The 22,437-nt window shown below is 60.4% G+C and carries 17 protein-coding genes, 1 tRNA gene and 1 riboswitch; of the genes, 3 read left to right on the top strand and 15 right to left on the bottom strand.

The window, feature by feature from the left end:
- The first annotated feature begins 455 nt into the window (after positions 1-455).
- Both asnB and ACTQXI_RS01060 read left to right on the top strand, forming a co-directional pair.
- On the top strand, positions 456-2,324 hold the full coding sequence (gene asnB / locus ACTQXI_RS01065; RefSeq protein ID WP_441049260.1) for an asparagine synthase (glutamine-hydrolyzing): 1,869 nt from the start codon (positions 456-458) through the stop codon (positions 2,322-2,324).
- A gap of 57 nt (positions 2,325-2,381) precedes the next feature.
- Positions 2,382-2,457, top strand: a tRNA-Val gene (locus tag ACTQXI_RS01060).
- A 348-nt stretch (positions 2,458-2,805) separates the two neighbouring features.
- On the opposite strand, the gene ACTQXI_RS01055 is transcribed toward ACTQXI_RS01060, so the two are convergent.
- From ACTQXI_RS01055 to ACTQXI_RS01000, 12 genes are all read right to left on the bottom strand, one after another.
- Entirely contained in the window at positions 2,806-4,089 is a 1,284-nt protein-coding gene (locus ACTQXI_RS01055; RefSeq protein ID WP_441548137.1) for an aminotransferase class III-fold pyridoxal phosphate-dependent enzyme, read from the bottom strand.
- A 68-nt stretch (positions 4,090-4,157) separates the two neighbouring features.
- Positions 4,158-5,138 (bottom strand): acetylglutamate kinase, encoded by a 981-nt coding sequence (gene argB, locus ACTQXI_RS01050; RefSeq protein ID WP_427718310.1) that lies wholly within the window; start codon positions 5,136-5,138, stop codon positions 4,158-4,160.
- A gap of 81 nt (positions 5,139-5,219) precedes the next feature.
- Positions 5,220-6,488, bottom strand: coding sequence for a bifunctional glutamate N-acetyltransferase/amino-acid acetyltransferase ArgJ (argJ, locus tag ACTQXI_RS01045; protein WP_441049266.1), 1,269 nt, complete (start codon positions 6,486-6,488; stop codon positions 5,220-5,222).
- Between the two features lie 134 nt (positions 6,489-6,622).
- Positions 6,623-7,693 (bottom strand): N-acetyl-gamma-glutamyl-phosphate reductase, encoded by a 1,071-nt coding sequence (argC, locus tag ACTQXI_RS01040; protein WP_441049268.1) that lies wholly within the window; start codon positions 7,691-7,693, stop codon positions 6,623-6,625.
- A gap of 262 nt (positions 7,694-7,955) precedes the next feature.
- On the bottom strand, positions 7,956-8,366 hold the full coding sequence (locus ACTQXI_RS01035) for a pyridoxamine 5'-phosphate oxidase family protein (protein WP_427718303.1): 411 nt from the start codon (positions 8,364-8,366) through the stop codon (positions 7,956-7,958).
- Between the two features lie 54 nt (positions 8,367-8,420).
- Complete coding sequence (locus ACTQXI_RS01030; RefSeq protein WP_441049270.1) at positions 8,421-8,867, bottom strand: pyridoxamine 5'-phosphate oxidase family protein; 447 nt, start codon at positions 8,865-8,867, stop codon at positions 8,421-8,423.
- Positions 8,868-8,897: 30 nt separating this feature from the next.
- Positions 8,898-9,698 (bottom strand): energy-coupling factor transporter transmembrane component T family protein, encoded by an 801-nt coding sequence (locus tag ACTQXI_RS01025; RefSeq protein ID WP_154514805.1) that lies wholly within the window; start codon positions 9,696-9,698, stop codon positions 8,898-8,900.
- Positions 9,698-11,602 (bottom strand): energy-coupling factor transporter ATPase, encoded by a 1,905-nt coding sequence (locus tag ACTQXI_RS01020; RefSeq protein ID WP_441049272.1) that lies wholly within the window; start codon positions 11,600-11,602, stop codon positions 9,698-9,700. The genes ACTQXI_RS01025 and ACTQXI_RS01020 overlap by 1 nt, the downstream gene beginning before the upstream one ends.
- A complete protein-coding gene (locus tag ACTQXI_RS01015) occupies positions 11,599-12,189 on the bottom strand; it encodes an ECF transporter S component (RefSeq protein WP_441049274.1) in 591 nt (196 codons plus the stop codon). The genes ACTQXI_RS01020 and ACTQXI_RS01015 overlap by 4 nt, the downstream gene beginning before the upstream one ends.
- Positions 12,190-12,194: 5 nt before the next feature.
- A riboswitch (FMN riboswitch) is annotated at positions 12,195-12,387 on the bottom strand.
- A 372-nt stretch (positions 12,388-12,759) separates the two neighbouring features.
- Positions 12,760-14,397: a chaperonin GroEL gene (groL, locus tag ACTQXI_RS01010; protein ID WP_154514811.1), complete on the bottom strand. Its 1,638-nt coding sequence runs from the start codon at positions 14,395-14,397 to the stop codon at positions 12,760-12,762.
- Between the two features lie 96 nt (positions 14,398-14,493).
- Positions 14,494-14,787, bottom strand: a complete 294-nt coding sequence (gene groES / locus ACTQXI_RS01005; RefSeq protein ID WP_089572547.1) for a co-chaperone GroES — start codon at positions 14,785-14,787, stop codon at positions 14,494-14,496.
- Between the two features lie 921 nt (positions 14,788-15,708).
- The gene (locus tag ACTQXI_RS01000) at positions 15,709-17,352 is read right to left on the bottom strand and encodes an amidohydrolase (RefSeq protein ID WP_427747676.1); all 1,644 of its coding nucleotides are present in this window, start codon (positions 17,350-17,352) and stop codon (positions 15,709-15,711) included.
- A 304-nt stretch (positions 17,353-17,656) separates the two neighbouring features.
- On the opposite strand from ACTQXI_RS01000, the gene ACTQXI_RS00995 reads away from it, so the two are divergent.
- Positions 17,657-19,120: a M20 family metallopeptidase gene (locus ACTQXI_RS00995; RefSeq protein ID WP_441536873.1), complete on the top strand. Its 1,464-nt coding sequence runs from the start codon at positions 17,657-17,659 to the stop codon at positions 19,118-19,120.
- A 140-nt stretch (positions 19,121-19,260) separates the two neighbouring features.
- On the opposite strand, the gene ACTQXI_RS00990 is transcribed toward ACTQXI_RS00995, so the two are convergent.
- The 3 genes from ACTQXI_RS00990 to ACTQXI_RS00980 form a co-directional block, all read right to left on the bottom strand.
- Positions 19,261-20,526, bottom strand: coding sequence for a zinc-ribbon domain-containing protein (locus ACTQXI_RS00990; RefSeq protein ID WP_441548136.1), 1,266 nt, complete (start codon positions 20,524-20,526; stop codon positions 19,261-19,263).
- 150 nt (positions 20,527-20,676) lie between these two features.
- On the bottom strand, positions 20,677-21,699 hold the full coding sequence (locus ACTQXI_RS00985; RefSeq protein ID WP_441056385.1) for a YitT family protein: 1,023 nt from the start codon (positions 21,697-21,699) through the stop codon (positions 20,677-20,679).
- Between the two features lie 207 nt (positions 21,700-21,906).
- Positions 21,907-22,428: an Asp23/Gls24 family envelope stress response protein gene (locus tag ACTQXI_RS00980; RefSeq protein WP_441548135.1), complete on the bottom strand. Its 522-nt coding sequence runs from the start codon at positions 22,426-22,428 to the stop codon at positions 21,907-21,909.
- Positions 22,429-22,437: the final 9 nt, after the last annotated feature.

The raw sequence follows: 22,437 nt of genomic DNA, 5'->3' as shown, positions 1-22,437 counted from the left end.
GGAGTATGATGTCCAGCATCCCGTCCCCGTCTCTTCGATGTTGATGTTTGGCGACATTCATCTTAGGGCGGGGACGGGACATTATTACGTCAACGCTGGTCTAACGGAGAGTTCTCCAAAAACCTCACGGCCACCACGGGCAACATCACACCCTACATTTGCGCCGCACCCTACTATCTGGTTGTGACGATTCCGCTCATCCACGTCGTCGCCAAGGTAGAGCACCGCCTTGCCAAGCGCGGCAAGCGCTAGCCCCTCTCGCGCTCTCGCACACAGTAATCGTCGCAGTCACGGCCCACCGCTTCACCCAACGTGCGGGCCGTGGTTTTTCGGTCCCCTCGGCGCTTATGCCCCATCACGAAGCAAAAGATTGGCATGATAGTAAGGATTGATTGATATCGACTGCTGCAAACCTTGCGGCAGCGCACCTAAGCCGTCAGCAGAAAGGATCTTGCATGTGCGGTTTTGTCGGTTTTACCGGTACAGATGAACAGAGTGAGCTGGTTCTCACGGCCATGATGAATCGCATCATCCATCGCGGGCCGGATATGGGTGGCCAGCACATCGTCGACGACGTCGCCCTCGGCTTCCGCCGTCTTTCGATTCTCGACCTTTCCGAGGCTGGCGCTCAGCCCATGTCGAGCGATGACGGCAAGGTCACCATCGTCTTCAACGGCGAGATCTACAACTTCCAGGAGCTTCGCGCCGAGCTCGAGGCTGCCGGCTACGTCTTCCACTGCAACGCCGACACCGAGGTCCTGGTGCACGGCTACGAGGAGTGGGGCGAGGACCTGGTCAACCGCCTGCGCGGCATGTATGCGTTCGTGATTCACGACCAGAACAGGAACAAGCTCTTCGGCGCCCGTGACATCTTTGGCATCAAGCCGTTCTATTACTACCGGGCCTCCGACGGCTCGCTGCTGTTTGGCTCCGAGATCAAAAGCTTCCTGGACCACCCCAAGTTTGAGAAGGCCGTCAACCGCGACGCGCTGCGTCCCTACCTCACGCTGCAGTTCCCTGCCACGGAGGAGACGTTCTTTAAGGGCGTGTTCAAGCTTGCCCCCGCGCATTGCTTTACGTACGACCTTGCGACCAACACTATGGATATCAAGCGCTACTGGAGCTGCGACTTTACCGATGACAACTCCAAGAGCTTCGAGGAGTACGTGGACGAGTGCGACAAGGTCGTGCACGAGAGCGTTGCCGCGCACCGCATCGCCGATGTTAAAGTTGGCTCGTTCCTCTCCGGCGGCGTCGACTCCAGCTACATTGCCGCCTGCCTCATGCCCGACACCACGTATTCCGTCGGCTTTGACTACAAGAACTTCAACGAGACCAACTACGCCGCCGAGCTTTCCGACAAGCTTGGCATTAAGAACGTGCGCAAGATGATCACCGCCGACGAGTTCTTCGACGCGCTACCCGATATCCAGTACCACATGGACGAGCCGCAATCGAACCTCTCCAGCGTACCGCTGTACTATCTGGCACAGATGGCCGCCGAGGAAGTTACCGTCGTCCTTTCGGGCGAGGGCGCCGACGAGCTGTTTGCCGGCTACGAGTGGTACGAGGACACCCCCGAGATGCGATCCTTCAAGAAGCGCGTGCCGCTCGGCGTGCGCCGTGCCCTGGGCTCGCTCGTTCAGCATCTCCCCTACTTTAAGGGTCACAACTTCCTGACCAAGTGCGCCGAGGTCCCCGAGCGCTGGTACGTGGGCCAGGCAAAGGTGTTCGACCCGTCCGAGGTTGACGAGGTTCTCAAGCCAGCTTACGACACCGGCAAGAACGCCTCCGAAATGTGCGCAGAGTACTACAAGCAGGTCCCCGACTGCTGCGAGCTCTCTAAGAAGCAATATCTGGATATGAACATGTGGCTTCCGGGCGACATCCTGCTCAAGGCAGACAAGATGTGCATGGCACACTCCCTGGAGCTCCGCGTTCCGTTCCTAGACAAAAAGGTCATGGAGTTCGCCGAGCATATTCCCGCCAACTACCGTGTCAACGAAGAGGGCTGCAAGCTTGTCCTGCGCCACGCCGCCAATCGCACGCTGCCCGATGAGTGGGCAACACGCAAGAAGGTTGGCTTCCCGGTGCCAGTTAAGTTCTGGCTGCGCGAGCAGAAATACTACGACTACGTCAAGGAGTACTTCACCGCACCGTGGGCTGCCGATTTCTTTGACACCGATGCGCTCATGAAGCTGCTCGACGATCACTTTGAGGGCCGCGCGCTCAACCAGCGCAAGATCTACACCACGCTGACGTTCCTCATTTGGTACAAGCGCTTCTTTATCGACGAGAACAAGGGCACCGAAGTCTCCGCTTAGATTTCGTTATGAATTAGCGGTGAACCCCGCAGGGTTTCCGCTATACTCAATTCCCGCGGGCGATTGGCGCAACGGTTAGCGCAGGTGCTTTACACGCACAAGGCTGGGGGTTCGAATCCCTCATCGCCCACCACTGAATTGGAAACGGTCCTCGCAAGGGGACCGTTTTTGTTTGCGCCCGGTGCATGGGATTCGAACCCGCAAGGGTGCGGAGCTGAGGAAACGCGAAGCGTTTTCCAGCGCAGCACGCGAGGAGCGGAGCGACGAAGCGGGGCGCGGGCGGCGCCAGCCGCACGCGGACATCCCTCATCGCCCACCACTTGATTGAAAAGGCTCCCAGCGATGGGGGCCTTTCTTTTTTGCACACGGCCTATCCCAGCCATGGTAAATCGATAGCAAAACGGGCTCCAGTTCGCCCAATCGTGCGCCACACGGCACGTGACGGTCTGGAACCCGCTTCAAACTGCTATGCCTGATGGCGCTAAGCTAAAACACCCGCCAGGATCTCGATTAAGCTGTCCACGTCGGCTTCCTCGCACACGAGCGGCGGCAGGAAGCGCAGTGTATGTGCACCTGTAGCGTTAATCACGGCACCAGCCACCAATGCGCGAGCCACAACGTCGTGCGCATCACCCGCAGCATCGTCCAAATCGCAGCCGAGCATTAGGCCGCGACCACGCACCTCGGTAACATGCGGCAGCTTGGCGAGCCTTGCCTCCATATAGGCACCCACCTTGGCGGCATGGTCTGCGTAGTCACCGCGCACAAGCGCGGAGAGCATCGCGGCACACGCCGCGATGGCCAAGCAGCTGCCGCCGAAGGTCGAACCATGGTCGCCGGGCTTAAAGATGTCAGCGATTTCCTTCTTTGCCACCACGGCACCCATGGGCACGCCGTCGGCGATGCCCTTGGCAAGACTCATGATATCGGGCTCCACACCATAAGTCTGAAACGCGAACGGCTTGCCGGAGCGGAAAATACCACACTGGACCTCGTCGGCGATAAGCACGGCACCCACCTCGTGTGCCAAGTCGCGCGCCGCAGCCATAAACTCCTCGGTCATGGGATGCACACCGCTTTCGCCCTGGATCGGCTCGAGCATCACAGCGCAAATCTCGCTTCCCAACTGCTTAAAGATTGCACGCAGTTCATCTACATCGTTGGGTGTGCATGCCACAAAGCCACCCGGCAGCGGGCGGAAACTGTCCTGCAGCCAATCCTGCATGGTCGCGGCAATGGTCTCGAGCGTACGACCATGAAATCCGCCGCGCATACACACGATGGTGTTGCCACCGTTGCCGGCACGTTTGGCGTACAGACGCGCGAGCTTCATAGAGCCCTCGTTGGCCTCGGCACCGGAATTGGCAAAGAACGTCTCCCACACCTGCTCGCCCGCAGCCGGAGCGCCAAGCGCCGCCGCCGTGGTCTCGTCGCCAGCGGCAATCGCGTCGGCAAGCACGCGCGCACCGTCCGCATCGTCGTTAGCGAGCTTGGACAGCAACGCCGCGACCTGGCCGCGCTGCTCAATGTAGAAGTAGCTGGAGACATGCAGGAGCTTTTTGGCCTGGGCCTCGAGCGCCGAGAGCACCGCCGGATTGCCGTGGCCTAGGCTGCATACGCCAATACCTGCAAGAAAATCGAGATATTCGCGACCATCGTCGCCGGTGAGCTTCATGCCGTGGCCCTCGACAAACTCGACCGGCGAGCGGCCAAAGGTTTGCATAACGTAGTGGGATTCGAGCGATTGTTGAGCTGCAAGTGACATGAGATGCCTTTCGTTAAGCGCCAGGTGGCGCGGACTGTGGGTGTAACGGTGTGACGATTTCTAACCAGCTAGACCGTCTGGAGCTTCTCGACCTCGTCGAGGTTCTCGGTCAGGCGCGCCGCAAAGGTCGAAAGCGGGTGCGGATGCGTATCAAATTCGTAGGCCGTCTCGGTAGAGTGGATCACGGTGCCGACGCCGGCATCGGTCAGCAGCTCCAGGAGCAGCGAATGCGGCGTGGTACCGTTAATGATGTGAGCGCGAAATACGCCGCCGACAAGCGCATCGACGGCCGCGCGCAGTTTGGGAATCATGCCCTTATCGACCTCGCCACCGTAGAGCATCTCATTAACCTCGTCGAGCGTTAGGTTGGAGATGAGCGAGTCTTTATCGCTAAAGTCCTTGTACAGGCCGTCGACGTCGGTCAAAAAGATCGCCTTGTGCGCGTGGAGCGCCGCCGCAACGGCACCGGCGGCGGTGTCGGCGTTGATATTGAAGAAGCCACCGTCCTCCCCCGCCGCGACGGTAGCGATGACGGGAATATACTCGCTATCGAGCAAGTTCTCGATGTAGTCGGTGTTGACATGCGTCACTTTGCCCACGCGTCCGAGCTCGGGGTCGAGCGGCTCGGCGATGAGCGTGCCGGCGTCGCTGCCCGATACGCCCACGGCCAAGTTACCGTGGTGGTTGATTGCCGCCACCAGCTCTTGGTTAACCTTGCCGCCCAGCACCTCGCGCACGATATCCATGGTCGCCGGCGTGGTCACGCGCTGACCGTTCTTAAACTCGACGGGCATATCGTAATGGCTCAGCGCCTCGTTGATGGCTTTACCACCGCCATGCACGATGACGGGGCGCATGCCGATAATCTTGAGCAAAACGATGTCGCTCATCACGTCGCGACGTAGTTGCTCGTCTACCATGGCGGCCCCGCCATACTTGATAACGACCGTCTTGCCGGTCAGGTTTTTAATCCACGGCAGCGCTTCGAACAGCAGCTGCGCAGTTGCTTCGTTGGATTCGCTCGAACGACAATCGCGTGCGAATTTCATAATCTGCCTCGTCTTTCGTATCGTTATCGCGCTGTGCTCCGCTGCCCGCAATCGCGGCGAGATGCGCAGCGTGCCTGGAATCTAGGAGCGGTAGTCACCATTGATTGAGATGTACTCGTGCGTGAGGTCACAGGTCCACACGGTCGTTGCCGCGTCGCCTGCGCCCAGGTCGGCCGAAATCACGATCTCGGGCGCCTCAAAACGTCGCAGGGCCTCGTCCTCGTCAAAAGGAACAGTCAGGCCCTCGCGGCAGACGGGCAAGCCCATCATGTCGATGGAAACGTCTTCCTGATTAAACTTTACGCCGCACTTGCCAAGCGCCATGGCAACGCGACCCCAATTGCAGTCGTGGCCAGCGATGCAGGTCTTGACGAGCGGCGAGTTGGCGACGGCGCGGGCGGCGATATCGGCTTCCTCGTCGTTGGCGGCGCCGGTGACGTTAACCGTCACGAGCTTTGACGCACCCTCGCCATCGGCCGCGATGTTACGCGCCAGGCTCTCGCACACCTCGTGCACGGCAAAGGCCAGCTCGTCAAAGGCGTCAGTGCCCTCGACGATGGCCTCGGCATCCGCGGCGGCAGCGGCAGAAGCCAGCATGATACAGGTGTCGTTGGTCGAGGTATCGGAATCGACCGTCACTTTATTAAAGGTCTGTTTAACGGTCGAGAGCAGTAGGGTGTGGAGCGCCGCCGACTCGACGGGGGCATCGGTAGTAATGACCGCGATCATGGTGGCCATATTGGGCATGATCATGCCCGATCCCTTGCACATGCCGCCCACCGTATAAACGTTGCCCACATGGCCCACAGCCTCACTGCGGTAGCGAACGGCATACTCCTTGGAATGCGTATCGGTCGTCATGATGGCACGGGCTGCATCGGCGCCGCCATGGACAGAGAGTGCCTCGTAGGCGGACGGAATTGCCGTCTCAAACGTGTCAATCGGCAGAATCTGTCCGATCACGCCCGTGGAGGCAACTAAAATCTGTTGGGGTTCACAGCCAATGACCTGCGAGGCGATATTGCACGTCTCGCGCGCACAGGCAAGGCCGGTCTCGCCCGTGGCGGCGTTCGCGTTGCCGGAGTTGATTGAAACACCGGCGATGATGCCATAGCCCTTGTCCGTACCGCCCAGGTTGGCACGGCTCACCTGCACGGGCGCCGCACAAAAGCGGTTAGTCGTAAACACGCCGGCCCCGGGACAGGGCCTATCGGGCACAACGAGCGCAAAGTCCAGGCGCTCGGGATTCTTGCGGAATCCGGCATGGATGCCCGCCGCCTTAAAGCCGGCTGCCGCCGTTACGCCGCCCTCTACGGCACGAATCTTGATATCGAACTGCTCAGCATTCATCGTCTTTACGACTCCTTATGTCAAACAAAAAATGGGCATCGGTTGGTGCGCCATGCCAGCCACAATCATGAGACCAGCTTAAAAGTGGCGCCAAACTCGATACCCGACTACCAAATCGTTAATAATCGAATGTGCTACACCGGGCACGCCACTGTGGGCAAGCCTCGTCGCTCGTCAAAACCAAAGACGATGTTGGCGCACTGGACCGCTTGGCCCGCAGCGCCCTTGCACAAATTGTCGATGGCGCCCGTCGCCACCAGCACGCCCGCACGCTTGTTGAGCGCAAGGCCGATCTGGGCGGCATTGGTACCGACAACCGAAGCCGTCTTGGGCTGCTGGCCGGCATCGAGCACGCGCACAAAGGTACGACCGGCGTAGAACTTCTTGTAATGGTCGACGGCATCCTCAAGAGTCAGCGCTTCGGGAGCCTGCGTTGCGAGCGGCAGCGTCACCGTAGAGAGCAGGCCGCGCTTGAGCGGTGCCAGGTGCGGAGTAAAGACGACGCGATCGGTAAGGCCCAGAATTTGCTCGATTTCTGGCGTATGGCGATGTTTGCCTACGCCATAGGCCTCCAGATTCTCGTCCGCGCTGCAAAAATGGGTGCGGGTGTTGCACGACTTACCGGCACCCGTCACGCCACTGATGGCGTCGACGACTACGGGGCCGCTCTGGGCCACCCAGCCCGCACGCACGGCAGGCGCGGCAGCAAGACTCGTTGCGGTGGGATAGCAACCGGCGCAGGCGACCAGCACGGGTCTGCCAGCGGCATGGCTGGAAGCAGCGGTCTCTAAGTCCTGGCAGAACAACTCGGGCAGACCGAAGGCACGTGTCTTGAGCAACTCGGGGCTCGTGTGCTCGGCGGCATACCATGTCTCAAAGACGGACGCGTCGCTCAGACGGTAATCGGCCGAAAGATCAAAGCAAGAGACACCCGACGCAAGCAGAGCAGGCACCTGTGCCATGGCAGCCGTGTGCGGCACGGCGAGAAAAACCGCATCGCAGCTCTTGAGTTCAGGGGCGTCATGCGTGGTGAAAACCAGATCGCTCACGCCAGCAAAGCTCGGATACACCGCGGACAGCAGCTGGCCGGCATCGGCGTTGGACGTAATGGCAACAAGTTCAAACTCGGGATGGCCGAGCACGAGGCGAATAAGCTCGGCGCCGGCATATCCAGCCGCGCCGACGATTCCAACCTTTAAAGACATATCGGACTCCTTGTCTGCGGTCTTATGCGTCATTGCGCATTCCGCAGCCGTCGTTATGAGGTAGGTTGAAACTTTAGCACCCGAGAATGCATATTTACGCAAATAATTTGTGTCTTCATGCATTGAAACATACCCGACACATTCGTTTGAAAGAATTGACAAAAATAAGCGAGCTCTGCATTAGCCGCAGCGCATCATGCTGCTGGCCAATGCGGAGCCCACCTTATACGGAATACCAAGCTTAAGGGTCGCCCAGAGCAGCCTAGAGCTCGACCGGAACCCATTCGTCGTGATTGCAGATAAAAGCCTCGGGGTCCTCGACGCTAAAGAAGACGAGCGTGGGATCGTTAGGCCCCTCATAGTGCTCGCTCAAGCGCTCAAGATGCTTCCACCCGGCCTCGCGCATTTCATCCGAAGCCCGGTCGTCCAGACCCGCACGTCCGCGCAGGATCAACCAACCATGGCCCGGCCACCAACTCGTGGCCTCAAAGCGCTGGTTTTGCAGCAGCTCTTGCCACACATCTTTGGTGCGCGCCGTTACAAACCACAGTTTGCCGTCCTGAATCTGCGCAAACGAGAACGGACGCACATGCGGCTGCCCGTCCACGCTCGTCGCTAGGTACCACGCCGGCACCGACGTCAGATACTCCAGCACCGTATTCAATCCGTCCACGTTTCCTCCTGTCATCTGACCAGTCTTTTTGGAATGGGCAGCTAATTTGGGAAATTAAAGCTCGAGGAGCTCTTCGCTGCCGTCGATATCGCAGAACCGCGCGGCGATGTTGAGGACCGAGAAGAACGCAAGGCGGCCATCGTTGGCACTATCGTGTTGCTCGCCAATGCCCACCATGTGCTTAAAGCCCGTCTGGCGCACCTTGTCACTCACGAATGCATCGTCCTCGAGTGCGGCCTCGCCAGTTAACACGATCCAGCACTCCCCCGGCTTCCAGCCCGATACCTCAAACTTGGGATTCTTACTCAACTCCGCCCACACGTCCTTGTCGCGCGACGTGCAAAACCACAGCTTGTCGTTATCGACCATGGCAAACGAAAACGGCCTCACGCGGGGCTGATGCCCGTCGTTTGCATCGGTCGTGGCAAGATACCACGCCGGAATGCGTCTGAGATACGAGCAGACGCGCTCGAGCTGAGCCGTGCGATCGATGTCGGTCATAGAGACCCCTTTCTTGCGCTCGAATCGAGCTTAGACGAGTTGAAGATTGATAACGACAACGCATGCCACCAGCAGCGCCATCGCCACCGCGGCCAGTGCATCCCCGCGGCCAAACGTAAGCGCATGCAGACGCGTGCGTCCCCGCTCGCCGTGATAGCAGCGCGCATCCATGGCGGCCGAAAGCGTCTCGGCATGACGGAACACGCCAGTAAACAGCGGAATCGCCACACTGCCGAGCATGCGCACGCCACCGAGCGGACCGCCCGTCACGCGCGCGCCACGGCTTGCCTGTGCATCGGCCGTCTGTTTCATCTCGGTGGCAAATTGTGGCATAAACCGCAGTGCGATACCCATAATCATGCCGAGCTCGTGCGCCGGAAGCCCCACGCGCGCGAATGGTGCGAGCAGGCGCTCAAAACCCGCGGTGAGGTCGAGCGTCGGCGTGGTGAGCGTAATGGCGCTCATGCCGGCCATCATCATCGTCAGGCGACACGCCATAAACGTCGCAGAACGCAGCGAGCCCTCGCTCACCTGCAAAAAGCCAAACTGCCACAGGATGCGGCCACTCTGATCGGAAAACAGGTTGAGCACCGCGACCACCACGACAATCGCCAGCAGTGGTGCCATCGACGATAGGACCCGACGCAACGGAACCCGGGCCGCGACATAGACCAGCACGACAAAAATTGCGATCGGAACCAGCCCGCGGAAGCTGCCGACGGTGAGCGCAGTGATCAGAAATGCGAAACCTAGGAGCAACTTAGTGCGCGGATCCAGGCGATGCACTGCGCTTTCCCCCGGATAGTAGCTGCCAAATGAGAATGCCTCCATTAGCAGCCCTCCTCTTGCGTGGCCATCTTGGAACCAGCCTGACGCGACGCCCTCAAAGGTCCGTCCGCGCAGCCTAGCAGCATGCCGGCCAACTCGTCGGCCAGCGACTCAACCGTATAAAGCTTGTCGCAGCGGAGCGGCACACCGGCTTGCACGAGCGACAATGCCATGCGCTGCGCAGCGGGAACGCCCAAACCGATCGATTTGAGCTCGTTCGCGTGCGCAAAAACCTGTGCGGGCGTTCCATCGGCGAACACCGCGCCCTCGTTCATCACAACGATACGGTCACAACAATTTGCCAGGTCATCCATGCTGTGCGAAACCATGACAACGGTCAGGCCCTCACGATGGAGCCGATCGATGAGCTCCAGGAAATCCCTGCGCGCAGCCGGATCGAGCCCCGCCATGGGCTCGTCGAGCACCAGGACCTCGGGCTCCATGGCAAGCACGCCGGCAAACGCCACGCGGCGCTGCTGACCGCCCGAAAGCTCAAAGGGGCTCTTGTCGCCTATCGCGGCAAGGTCGAGGCCCACGCGCGCAAGCGATGTTGCGACACGGCGAACAACCTCGTCTTGCGGCAGGCCAAGGTTGCGCGGGCCAAACGCCACGTCCTGCGCCACGGTCTCGGCAAATAGCTGGCGCTCGGGATACTGAAACACCACGCCGACCTTGGCCTTAACCGCGGCGGCGCCTTTCTTGCTTGATAGGTCGAGCCCCAGTGCGCAAACGCTCCCCTCCTGTGGACGAATCAGCCCGTTGAGATGCTGAACCAGCGTTGATTTACCCGAGCCGGTATGACCCGCCAGGCCCAGAAACTCGCCGCGACGCACCGTCAGCGAAACATCACGTAGCGCCCAGGGGCTGTTTGGATCGTTGCCCCAAAGAGCCTGTTTGCCCGATGCGCCCACAGTGGTCGAGCGCTTGCGCCATCGGCGGCGCTCGCGGGCGCTCAGCGAGTAACTATGCGAGAGGTGCGAAATCTCGATGACGGGCTCCGACGCGACCATCCCGTCGGCTGCAGAGGATGCATGGTCAAGCACCCGAGAATCGGATGCGGAGGGCCGCCCAGCGACGTCCGCCCCGCTCCACTCAGCATAAACCTGTGCAATCTCGGCGACCATATCCGCCTCACGCACCTGCGCGCAAACGGGTACGCCCTTCTCGCGGAGTGCCCTGCCTAGACAGCACGACGCCGGCATATCCAGGTTGAGCTGGGCAAGTTCGTCCGCCCGCGTCAAGATTTCCTCGGGCGCACCGAGCATGGCAACGCGCCCCGCCCGAAACACCGCGACACGATCGGCCTCGGCGGCCTCTTCCATAAAGTGCGTAATCATCACGATGGTCATGCCGCGATCGTGCAACGCGCGGCAAACCTTCATGAGGCCCTTACGTCCACGCGGATCGAGCATCGAGGAAGCCTCGTCCAATATGAGCACACGCGGTTCCATGGCGAGCACGCCGGCAAGCGCCACGCGCTGCTTTTGGCCGCCCGAAAGTGCATGGGTCTCGTGGCGCTCAAAGCCCACCAGGCCCACACCCTGCAGCGCCTCGCGTACGCGCTGCGCAATTTGCGCCGATGGCACGCCAAGGTTTTCGGGACCAAACGCAACGTCATCTTCGACAAGCGTTGCCACCAGCTGATCATCGGGATTCTGGAACACCATGCCCGCGGTCGAGCGGATGTCGTAGACCAGCTCGGGATCGGACGCGTCCATGCCGTTGATACGCACCGTTCCTGCATCGGGCTGCAGCAGCGCATTCAGATGCTTGGCAAACGTCGACTTGCCCGACCCATTGCCGCCGAGGATGCAGAAAAACTCGCCATCCTCGATGTTCAGATCGATACCGTCGAGTGCCGGCGTGACACCGTCATAGCTAAAGGAAACGCCTCGACAATCAATCATGCGCGGCCTTTGACCTGGTTCTTTTTAGGCGTGATGAGGTTGGAGACCGCCTTGTACACTGCAAGCGTGAGCACCGAGTTGAGCACGGTCTTGATAAGGTTGAACGGCAGCACGGCAGGAACCATGAGCGGAACGATCGCATCGACCGAGCCATACCAGAACCATACGCCAATGGTAAGGTTTGCGACCATAGACAGCGCCGTAGCGGCAATGACGCCGAACACCAGGCCAATCACGGCACCCTTATAGGTATGCATCTTCTGGTAGACGATAGCCGCGGGCAGAATGTAGCCCAGCGTGGCAACCAGGTTCATAAGCGCACCGACCCAGTCACCCGTGGTAAGCGCGTGAATAACGATAGCCATAGCGGCAACAGCAGTACCGGCGCCGGGACCATACGCAAAACCGCACACCATCGCCGGCACCAGCGACGGGTCGTAGGTCAAAAACGGCGCCGAAGGAAGGATGGGCAGCTGCACGTACATAAACAGGGCGCCCAAGGCGCACATCAGCGCCATGGTAACGAGCTGTTTGGTGCTCCACCTATTCGTGTTCTCAAAATGGATATGCTGCGACTGTTCAGACATAAGATCACCTGCCTCTTTCATCCGGACTCTAACCGTTGGTACTGGGATCTCACCAGTTCAGCCGGCATGCGAACCAACGCACGCACAGGTCGCGGACTCATCGGCTCGGACGCAGGTACCTCGCCTGCGCCACGGCGCCCCTCTGGCACCGTCCGATTTACCGCCAGTGGGGAATTTCACCCCGCCCTGAAACAGCAATTCCAAGTCTAGCACGGGCAGGCTTTCGCGCAAGTACGCCAAAGGTAATTTGTGGTGGGGATCAGTTGCCGCAACAACCACGTTCCCCACCCTCCCCAAAGTAACGCGCTTTTCGCGGCAAAGCCGCGAAACAGCGTCCGGGATACGTATCCCCAACAACCACGTCCTTCTCCGCGAGCCGACTTCAAGGCCGTAAACGCAGGGGATCCGGGGGGCGTGACGGGGTTTCTCTCCGGAACATTCCGCAGGACGCAAAGAGGCTCCGCAGCGCGAAGCGCGATGCGGAGCCTCTTTGCATGTCCGAGGACGTTCCGGAGAGAAACCCCGTCACGCCCCCGGGATTCCCGGTGGGAGTTCTAGACCTTGTCGGCCTTAGTACATACCGCCGCCCTGCTGACCAGCGGTAGCAGCAGCGATAGCATCCTCAAGCTGAGTGTTCTTGGGCACATCGGAAACCGTGGCCTCGGTGATGAGGATCAGGCTGGCGACAGAAGCAGCGTTCTGCAGGGTGACGCGGCTGACCTTGACGGGGTCGAGGACGCCCATCTCAATCATGTCGCCCCACTCGCCGCTGGCAGAGTTGAGACCCTGGCCAGCGGGCAGCTCGGCGACCTTGTCGACCACGACAGCGCCCTCAAAGCCAGCGTTCTTGGCAATGGTTGCGACCGGAGCGGTCAGAGCCTTCTTGACGATGTCGACGCCGATCTTCTCCTCGGGGTCGTCGATCTCGACTGCATCGAGCGCAGGCACAGCGTCCATGAAGGCGACGCCGCCGCCAGCGACAATGCCCTCCTCGACAGCAGCGCGGGTTGCCTGCAGGGCGTCCTCGACGCGGTGCTTGATCTCCTTGAGCTCGGACTCGGTGGCAGCGCCGACCTTGATGACGGCAACGCCACCGGAGAGCTTGGCCAGGCGCTCCTGGAGCTTCTCGCGGTCGAAGTCAGAGGTGGTGTTCTCCATCTCGCCCTTGATCTGAGCAATACGGGCGTCGATGGCCTCCTTGGAGCCAGCGCCGCCGACGATGACGGTGTTGTCCTTGGAGATGGTGACGGACTTAGCGGTACCGAGCATATCGGCGGTGATGTCAGCGACCTTCACGCCCAGCTCGTCCAGAGCAGCCTGACCACCGGTGAGGACGGCGATGTCCTCGAGAATGCGCTTGCGGCGATCGCCGTAGCCCGGAGCCTTGACGGCGCAGACGTTGAGGGCGCCGCGGATCTTGTTGAGGACGAGGGTGGGCAGAGCCTCGCCGTCGATGTCCTCAGCGATGATGAGCAGGCCACGGCCAGCGCGCTGGACAGCCTCGAGAACAGGCATGATGTCCTGGACGCTGGAGATCTTCTGGTCGGTGATGAGGATGTACGGATCCTTCATCACGGCCTCCATGCGGTCGTTGTCCGTGACGAAGTAAGCGGAGACGTAGCCCTTATCGAACTGCATGCCCTCGACGGTGTCGATGGTGATGTCGAACGTCTGGGAATCCTCGACGGTGATGACGCCGTCCTTGCCCACGACTTCCATGGCCTCGGCGATCTTCTCGCCGACCTCGGGGTCACCGGCGGAGATGGTACCGACGGAAGCAATCTGCTCCTTGGTCTCGACCGGCTTGGCCTGCTTCTTCATCTCGGCGACGGCGGCGTTGACGGCCTTGTCGATGCCGCGACGGATGGCCAGCGGGTTGGCGCCAGCGGCGACGTTGCGCAGGCCGTCGTTAACGATGGCCTGAGCGAGCAGGGTTGCGGTGGTGGTGCCGTCACCCACGGTGTCGTTGGTCTTGGTGGCGACCTCCTTCACCAGCTGGGCGCCCATGTTCTCGATGTTGTCCTCGAGCTCGATCTCCTTGGCGACGGAAACGCCGTCGTTGGTGATGGTCGGGGCACCGAACGTGCGCTGCAGGGCGACATAGCGGCCCTTGGGGCCCATGGTGACGGTAACGGCATCGGCCAGAGTGTTGACGCCCTTGGCGAGCTTAGCGCGGGCATCGGTATTGAACGTAATGTTCTTTGCCATGGTAGGTAATCCTCCAAAAGAAATGTGACTCACGTCGCCGCTTCCGAGTCCTATGCGGCGACCGCGTTCAAAGACGAATCAGAGAGCCTGATGAGACTAGGCCTCGACGACGGCGTAGATGTCGTCGGCGCGCATCAGCAGATACTTCTCGCCGTCGACCTTGACCTCGTTGCCACCGAACTTGCCGTAGATGACAACGTCGCCTTCCTTGACGTCCATGGGGATGCGCTCACCCTTGTCGTTGACCTTGCCAGCGCCAACGGCAACGATGGTGCCGCGCTGCGGCTTCTCCTGAGCGTTGCTGGCGATATACAGACCAGAAGCGGTCTTCTGCTCGGCCTCGTCGGGCTTGACCAGAACACGATCTGCAAGCGGCTTCAAAGACGACATGCTTGTCTCCTCCTTTTTGGGCCGCGTGGTTATGCCACGCGAATTAACCCTATTTGTTTGCGTACGCGTTGAATGGTACCCACGAATGGCGGGTTATACAACACAGAGTCAAAAAATCTTATTTTTTGGCACTTAGATTTTCTGAATGCCGGGGGGATAACTTGTGCGCAGCTCCCGTGTGGCGCCGGAGGGGCGGGGCATAAGGTTTCCTGCTCGGGCAGTCCTGCTCGCACGAAGGCCACATTACGTGGCCTTCGGCTCGTGCGGAACTCGCGATAAACCTTATATCCCGCCCCTCCGGCGCCACACGGGAGCCAAGTTAACTAGTTCGGGCGCGGCATTCAGAAACGTCAGTGCAGCAAAATGGCGATGCGGATAGGAACATGGGCATGGCTTTCGCTGCACGCACGGGTCCCCTGGGGAGCACCGTGCATTTTTGGGAGTATTCAGCAGACCAGGATGGCTGTATACGCGCCAGACACATCTTATTGGTCCCAAGGACGCCTTCGACCGGCGATTTGGGTCGGCAGGCAGACCCCATCAGGGCATAAAGGCATGCCTCGTGCCTGCCCGGACGCCAAAATGACGTCAATCCCCATGACATTACCCGACCGCAACGGCGCCGGCAGAGCTCGCAGTGCTGAATACTCCGTTTTTTGCACGGCCCAGGCGGGGGTACATCAGGGCCAGAAAGAACATCCCAACCTATTTATGCAATCTGTAATGGGAAGTATGCAAAACACCATGAGGCAGCATTGCAAATGTCCAATTTGAACGCGCGGGGCAGCAGCGCCTCCACCCCACGCACAAATCCGGCAGAGCAGGGACGCTCATAACGATTCCCCACCGATATGCAGACGTGGCTCGAGCGCCATCCCAAAATAAGTCGCCCGGGCCGCGTTTAACGACACGGCATGAGCATCAGCGCTCGTAGATGAGGTTACCGGCTAGGTAGGTGGCCTGAACCTTGGTGGCTTGCAGCTCTTGGGGGTCAACGGTGAGCGGGTTTTGGTCCAAGACTACCAGGTCAGCATACTTGCCGGGCTCCAAGCTGCCGAGGTTTTGCTCGTCGCCAGCTGCATAGGCGCTGCCCAAGGTGTAGTTGCGCAAAGCCGTTGCCGCGTCGATGCGCTCGCTCGGTAACCAGCCGCCCTCGGGCCAGTGGCTTTTGGGGTCCTGGCGTGTGATAGCCGTGTAGAGCACGTCCATGCTGGTAACGGGCGTGATGGGGCTGTCGGTACCGAAGGCTTGGCGAATGCCGCGCTGCTTATAGGTTGCGAACGGCCACATGATGCGGCTGCGCTCCAAGCCCAAATCGCGCTCCGGTCCACCCGGGTCGAGCGTAATGTGGCAGGGCTGGCTCGAGGCGACCACGTTGAGCTTGCGCAGGCGGTCGATGTCCTCGGGCAGGAGGTTCTCCAGGTGCTCGAGCGTGTTGTGGCCGTGCTGGGGCAGGCCGTACAGACCGGCGGCTTCCTCGAAGATATCCAGCGCGGCATGAATCGCACCGTCGCCGATAACGTGGATGCGCACGGCGCGGCCGCGCTCCGCAGCCGCCAGAACCAGCTTGCGCATGCGCTCGGCGGAAACCGTCAGACGGCCTTGGTCGCCCGGGAAGCGCGGATTGGTATAGGGCTCGGTGAGATATGCCGTATGTTCGCTCGACACGCCGTCAAAGAACTGCTTAAAGCCCGGCGCCGAAAGCAGTGCGTTGTTCGCGTAACGTGCCTGCAGCTCTTCTAGACGCGACTGGTCATCCAGCAGCGTGGGGAACAGATGGGCACGAATGCCCAGCTTGCCGGCTGTCTGCAGTTTGTCGTAGACGTCGTCGCGGATAAAATCGCAGCCCGGCATGGGCATGAGCGACATGTCGCAGATCGAGGTGATGCCCTGCTCGGCCATGCGCCTCATTTGATCGGCGTAAGCGCTTGCGATGCGATCTTCGCCCAGCCACTCAAGGCAGCGCGGCAACAGCTGCATGGCGGCCGCCTCGTGAGCAATGCCCGTGAGCTCACCGTTTGCGTCCTTGTCGTAGCTGCCGCCCGCTGGCGGCTCGCTATCGCGCGTGACGCCGAGCGCCTCGAGAGCGCGACTGTTGAGCCACAGCGTGTGGCCGTCGCCCGAGTACATAACGCAGGGACGATCGGGAAATACCGCATCGAGCGACGCCTTGGTAGGATGCTCGGGCGGGTCCCAACGGTAGTCGCGCCAGCCCTGCGTCACAACCCAAGCGTCGTCGGGCAGATCCTGGGAAAACTCGAGCACGTGCTGCACCAGCGCCACCTCGGACGTGCCCCCATCCATAAGCATATACGGCGAGGAACCGACCGAGGTATGAAAGAAGTGCAGATGAGCGTCATGGAAACCGGGGCAGACAAACTGCTCGCCGTAGTCGATAACCGGCGTGGCGGCAGGAGCGGCGGCGATCACGTCATCGGGCTTGCCGACTGCGACGATACGGTCGCCTGCGATGGCAATCGCCAGCTCACGGGCGGTATCGATGCCATCTTGCGAGGTAAAGACGTTCTTAGAGCGGATAATCCGATCGATATGTTGCATGGGCATCCCCATCTCTGGCAGGAAATTCAACACCCCCGAGTGTACTCCACCGCCACAGCTGCAAAACGTCAAGCGGTAAACGGCACCTTTCCCAACCCCAACGGCCCCGCCTGCCCCTTGGGGACGGGGTAGAAATGGTAGATTTCAAGCTTGAAAGCCGCATCCAAGGCTGCGTGCATAAGCAATTTGGACCTGTCAAGGTTACGGAGGTATCCATTTCTACCATTTCTGCCCCGTCCCCAAATGGCAGGTGGCATACTGGAAAGAGCCTGTACGATTTTGCGATAAACCAGCAAGGAGCAAATCGACCATGACGAAGACCAAGGCACAGCAGATTATGGCAGCGACCGAGGCCCGCGCGGCTGATGACGTCACCGCAGCCATCCAAGATATCGCCGCCGAGTTTGAGCCCTACATCATCAAGCAGCGCCGGCACTTCCATAAGCACCCGGAGCTGAGCCTCGCCGAAGAGCGCACGACTTCTGACATCGCCAACCAGCTCGACGCCATGAATATCCCCTACGAGCGCCCGCTTAAGACGGGCCTGGTGGCGACCCTTCGCGGCACCGCACCCGACGCCTACCGCGAGGACGGCACGCCGCGCCGCCGCATCCTGCTGCGCGCGGATATCGACGCCCTACCCGTCACCGAGCAGACCGGCGAGGAGTTCGCCAGCGTCAACGAGGGCTGCATGCACGCCTGCGGCCACGACTGCCACATTGCCATGATGCTCGGCACGCTACAGATCCTGCGCCATATGACCGACGACATCCACGGCGAGGTCCGCATCGTCTTCCAACCCAGTGAGGAAAACGGCCAAGGCGCCAAACTCATGATCGGCACGGGTGTGCTCGACGGCGTCGATGGCGCCTACGCCGCACACATCTGGAGTGAGGTCGACGCCGGCACCGTAAGCTGCGAGCCCGGTCCGCGCATGGCCAATACCGACTGGTTCCGCATTGATGTCCGCGGGACCTCGTGCCACGGCGCCATGCCCCAGCGCGGCCACGACGCTGTCATGGTGGCGGCCGAGATCGTCAACGCCCTGCAGACCATCGTTTCGCGCGAGATCAGCCCCTACGAGCCGGCCGTCATTACCGTCGGCGAGCTGCACGGCGGCACCGCGCGCAACGTTATCGCCGGTACCGCCTACCTCGCCGGCACGGTGCGCACCTATGGCGATTCGACGCACGAGGAAATGCCCGAGCTCATGCGCCGCATCGTAGAGCACACTGCGGCGGCCCTGGGCGCCGAGGCTGAACTTACCGACTACACCATCGCCAACTACAAGGTCGAAAACGACGTCGCCTCGAGTGAGCGTTGTCGTCAGGCCGTGGTCAAGTGTCTGGGTGCAGCCGGCGAAGGCCATTATCGCGGCACGCTTTCGGGCGAGGATTTCTCGGAGTACCTGCGCCGTGTACCGGGTGTGCTTGCCTTTGTGGGCACGCGCAATCCCCAGATCGGCGCCACCTATGCCCAGCACTCCTGCTTCTATAAGATCGACGAGAGCGTGCTCGCCAAGGGCTCCATGGTAGCCGCTCAGTATGCCATCGACTTTTTGGCCGAGCCCACGCAAGAGGAGCTCGACGGCCCCGCTATCGCCGCGGTTGCCGAGACCAATCCCGATCTGGCAGCCAAGCTACGCTCTGCCAAGGCAACGGCCGCCGAGGCCCGCGACGCCATGCACGACGCCCGCACCGCCCGCCATGCCGCCATCAAGGGCATCCACGAAGCTCGCACCGCCGCTCGTCACGAAGAGAAGCACAACGAGTAGTCGAATCGCGACCATCTCGCAGCCGTAGCCACATCGCGATGTCAAAGCGGGGGCGGACGTTTCGACACGTCCGCCCCCGCTCATTCGTCAAGCACTATTTCTACCATTTCTACCCCGTCCCCAAATGGCAGGTGACAGGGTTACTCGTCTTGCGGGTCCTCGTCGGAGCTTGGCTCGGGCTCCGTCGTGGGCGCGGGCTCCGTCGTGGGCGCGGGCTCCGTCGTAGGCTCGGACTCCGGCGCAGATCCCGGGACAGACTCAGGCTCGGGCTCAGGCGCGACATCCGGAGCGCTGTAACCCGAAGGAGCGGACTTCTTCTCGAAGGGCAATACAAAAGTCAGGACGTCGTCCTTATCCTCGTCGGCCCACTCGCTTGCATAACGTGCGACCCAATAGCCAACGGCACGGTGCTTGAGCATCTTGCCAAAGACCGTTAGAAATACGGTGACGAAAGCGATCAGCACCAGGAACAGCACGAGTGAGATGCCACCGCCGGTAACAATTGCCTCAATACCCGTAGGACGATAGTAGTAGCTATACATACCGACAGAGTCAATGGCGCCAAAGACCGCCGTCAAGATCCATGTGACAACGTTGGCGACCAGGCCCGTCAAAAACTCGGGAAGGAATGAAGCGCAAAACAGCTTGGTCTTATTGTTCTTAAAGGCCGCCCAGACCTTGTCGAGCGAAAACGCGCTCTCGACGCGACCGGTCACCGCAAAGTGCATCACGGCGATATCGGCGAACATCTTAAAGAAGACTCCCAGGACCGCCGTGGCAATCATAGCCAGGACAAGCAGGCCAAGCGAGCCAAACAGCGCAGTCTCGAGCGCAGAAGAGCCGTAATACGAATACGAGCCCGCCGCGCCAATTACCACGCTCTCCACCAGCGAAAGCACTACACCAATAACGGGAATGGCAGCGATAATCTCGAGCACGACCGAAATAACGCTCGAAAAGACCCCGAGGCCAAACGATGTGGAACGCATCAACGGACGATCCATGCCGTCATCGATCTTAAGCGACAGGTCGCGACCCCACTCGATGCCAAAGCCCGAACCGCACACACTCGCCACGCAGGCGGCCAAAAAGCCGATGGCAGCTGCAATACCGCCGATAACGGGAATGAACAGCACGAGCACCGACACGACACAGATAAGCGCCGGCAAAAAAGCAATCTGGCACACGCGCTGCAGCACGCCCGGAGTCTTGGTCATGTCTTGGAACGCCTGAGCCACACAGCCCTTTGGCGCATTCGCCACGGGCGGTTGCGGAACAAACTGCTGGGGCTGAGACTGTCCCTGGGGAGCGGGGCCAGCAGCCTTGACCACGGTATTAGGGGCACCGCACACGCCGCAGAACTTGTCGTTATCGCCCATGGGGGCGCCACACTGCGAACAGAACATCGAAATCATCCCTTCGTATCTAGAGTGAATCACCTGGATCGCAAACGACGTCTTTGGCAACATTATCGCGCAATGTGGGGACAAATACCCCAAGATGACCGATTTGAAACGTAGGCGGCTTGATTCAATGGTTCGAAGGGTATATCCGCGCTAGTTCGTGCCGCGGAAGCCCTTGCCCACGATCTCGGAGCTGTCAACGATCGTGATAAACGCATCTGGATCGATATCGCGGGTATAGCGGCGCAGTTGCACTGCTTCGCGACGGCTCAGCACGCTCATAATCACTGTGACGCAATTGCCCGAGAAGGCACCGTAGCCGCGGCTGATCGTTGCCGTGCGGTTGAGATGCTTGACGATAAACTCCTCGACTTTGCGTGGCTCTGCGCAAATAATCGTACAGACCTTGCGCAAGTGAATGCTCTCGATGGCCTTGTCGACCACAAGCGTCTTGGCAAACAGGCCGAGCACGCAGTACAGGCCAACGCGCGGACCGTACAAAAAGGCCGCGATGGTCACGATGCCGATATCGACCAACAGCAAGGCGCGTCCGATCTCGAGCGTCGTGCGACGCTTGAGGATCATGGCAAGGATATCGGTGCCGCCCGTCGAGGCGCCAATGTCAAAGACAATGGCACTGCCCAGCGCCGGCAAAATCACGGCAAAACACAGGTCGAGCCACATATCGCCCGTCATCGAAACATCCGTCGGAATGAAGAGCTCAAACAGCGAGACGTAGGCCGAAAGCGCAAACGAGGCAAAGACGCTCCAAAGGATTGCCTTGCGCTCCAAAAAGATAAAGCCCAAGACGACGAGAACCGCATTGATGATCCACATAAAGACGCCGACGGGCAGAGTCGGGAACAGCGTGGAAAGAATGACCGACACGCCCGAGGTTCCGCCGAAGGCAAAGTGATTGGGGGTTTTAAAGGCCACGATGGCGAACGCCGTGAGGATCAGGCCCAGATTGAGCTCGGCGAAAAAGCGCGGGAAGCCCGGCTCCTGGCTGCGCTTTTGGCCGGCACGCTCGCCGCGCTCGATATCCTCGCGACCGACAACGCGCTCCATCGGCACCACGGGAGGACGATGCACCTCCTCGGCGGCACGCGATGCCGCCTCTGCCGCGGCGGCCTCAATCGCCCATGCCTTGCTTTCTGTTTCGTGCTCGTCGGCCATTACGGCAACCCCTCGTTAACAATTTTGAAACAATGCGCCCATTAGGGTAACGCGGAACGCGAAGATTGCAACCCTAAGTTAGACGAGCGGGATGACTACATCGGGGGCATATAGAAAACGGTCGACCGCACTTTTGCTTGCGCGGTCGACCGTTTAGCGTTTTCGCAGGTAAAACCTATCGAAACAAACCTGTCCCTATTTGGTAGGTTACTCGTGCTGGTTGGTGCGGCGCTCGTACTCCTCGGGGGTGATGACATCCTCGATGCGCAGGTTGACGCCTGCCACCTCAAGGCCGGTCATCGCGGCCAGGCGCTCGGTCACGCGCGCCTTAACGTCGTCGAAAATCGCGGGTGCGTAGGCGCCGTACTCGATAATGACGGAAATGTTGACGACCACGCGGTTGTCATCGGTGACCTCGACCGTCACGCCCTTGGTCAGGTTCTCGGCACCAAACTGCTCCTGAACAAAGTGCATAAGGTTGCCCTTCATGCCCAGGACGTGCGGCACCTCGCGGGTGGCCATGGCGACGATCTTCTCGATCACACCGTTGGAATAGGTCAGCGAATCCTCGGACTCGTCCGCTTCCTCATCATCCTCGTCCGCATCGTCGGCGGGCTCGGCCTCGACGAGCGCCCCGTCCTCGAGCGTTACGTCCTCAGCCTCGGCGACGACGGTCTCGTCTGCCTCGAGCTCGGTATCGGCCACATCGACCTTCGTGTTAAAAGCCATGGTTCCTCC

It is taken from the genome of Collinsella sp. LCP19S3_C9 (assembly GCF_052121575.1).
Lineage (GTDB): Bacteria > Actinomycetota > Coriobacteriia > Coriobacteriales > Coriobacteriaceae > Collinsella.
Note: the sequence above shows the minus strand (reverse complement) of the source record. Positions and strands in the feature narration are given on the sequence as shown.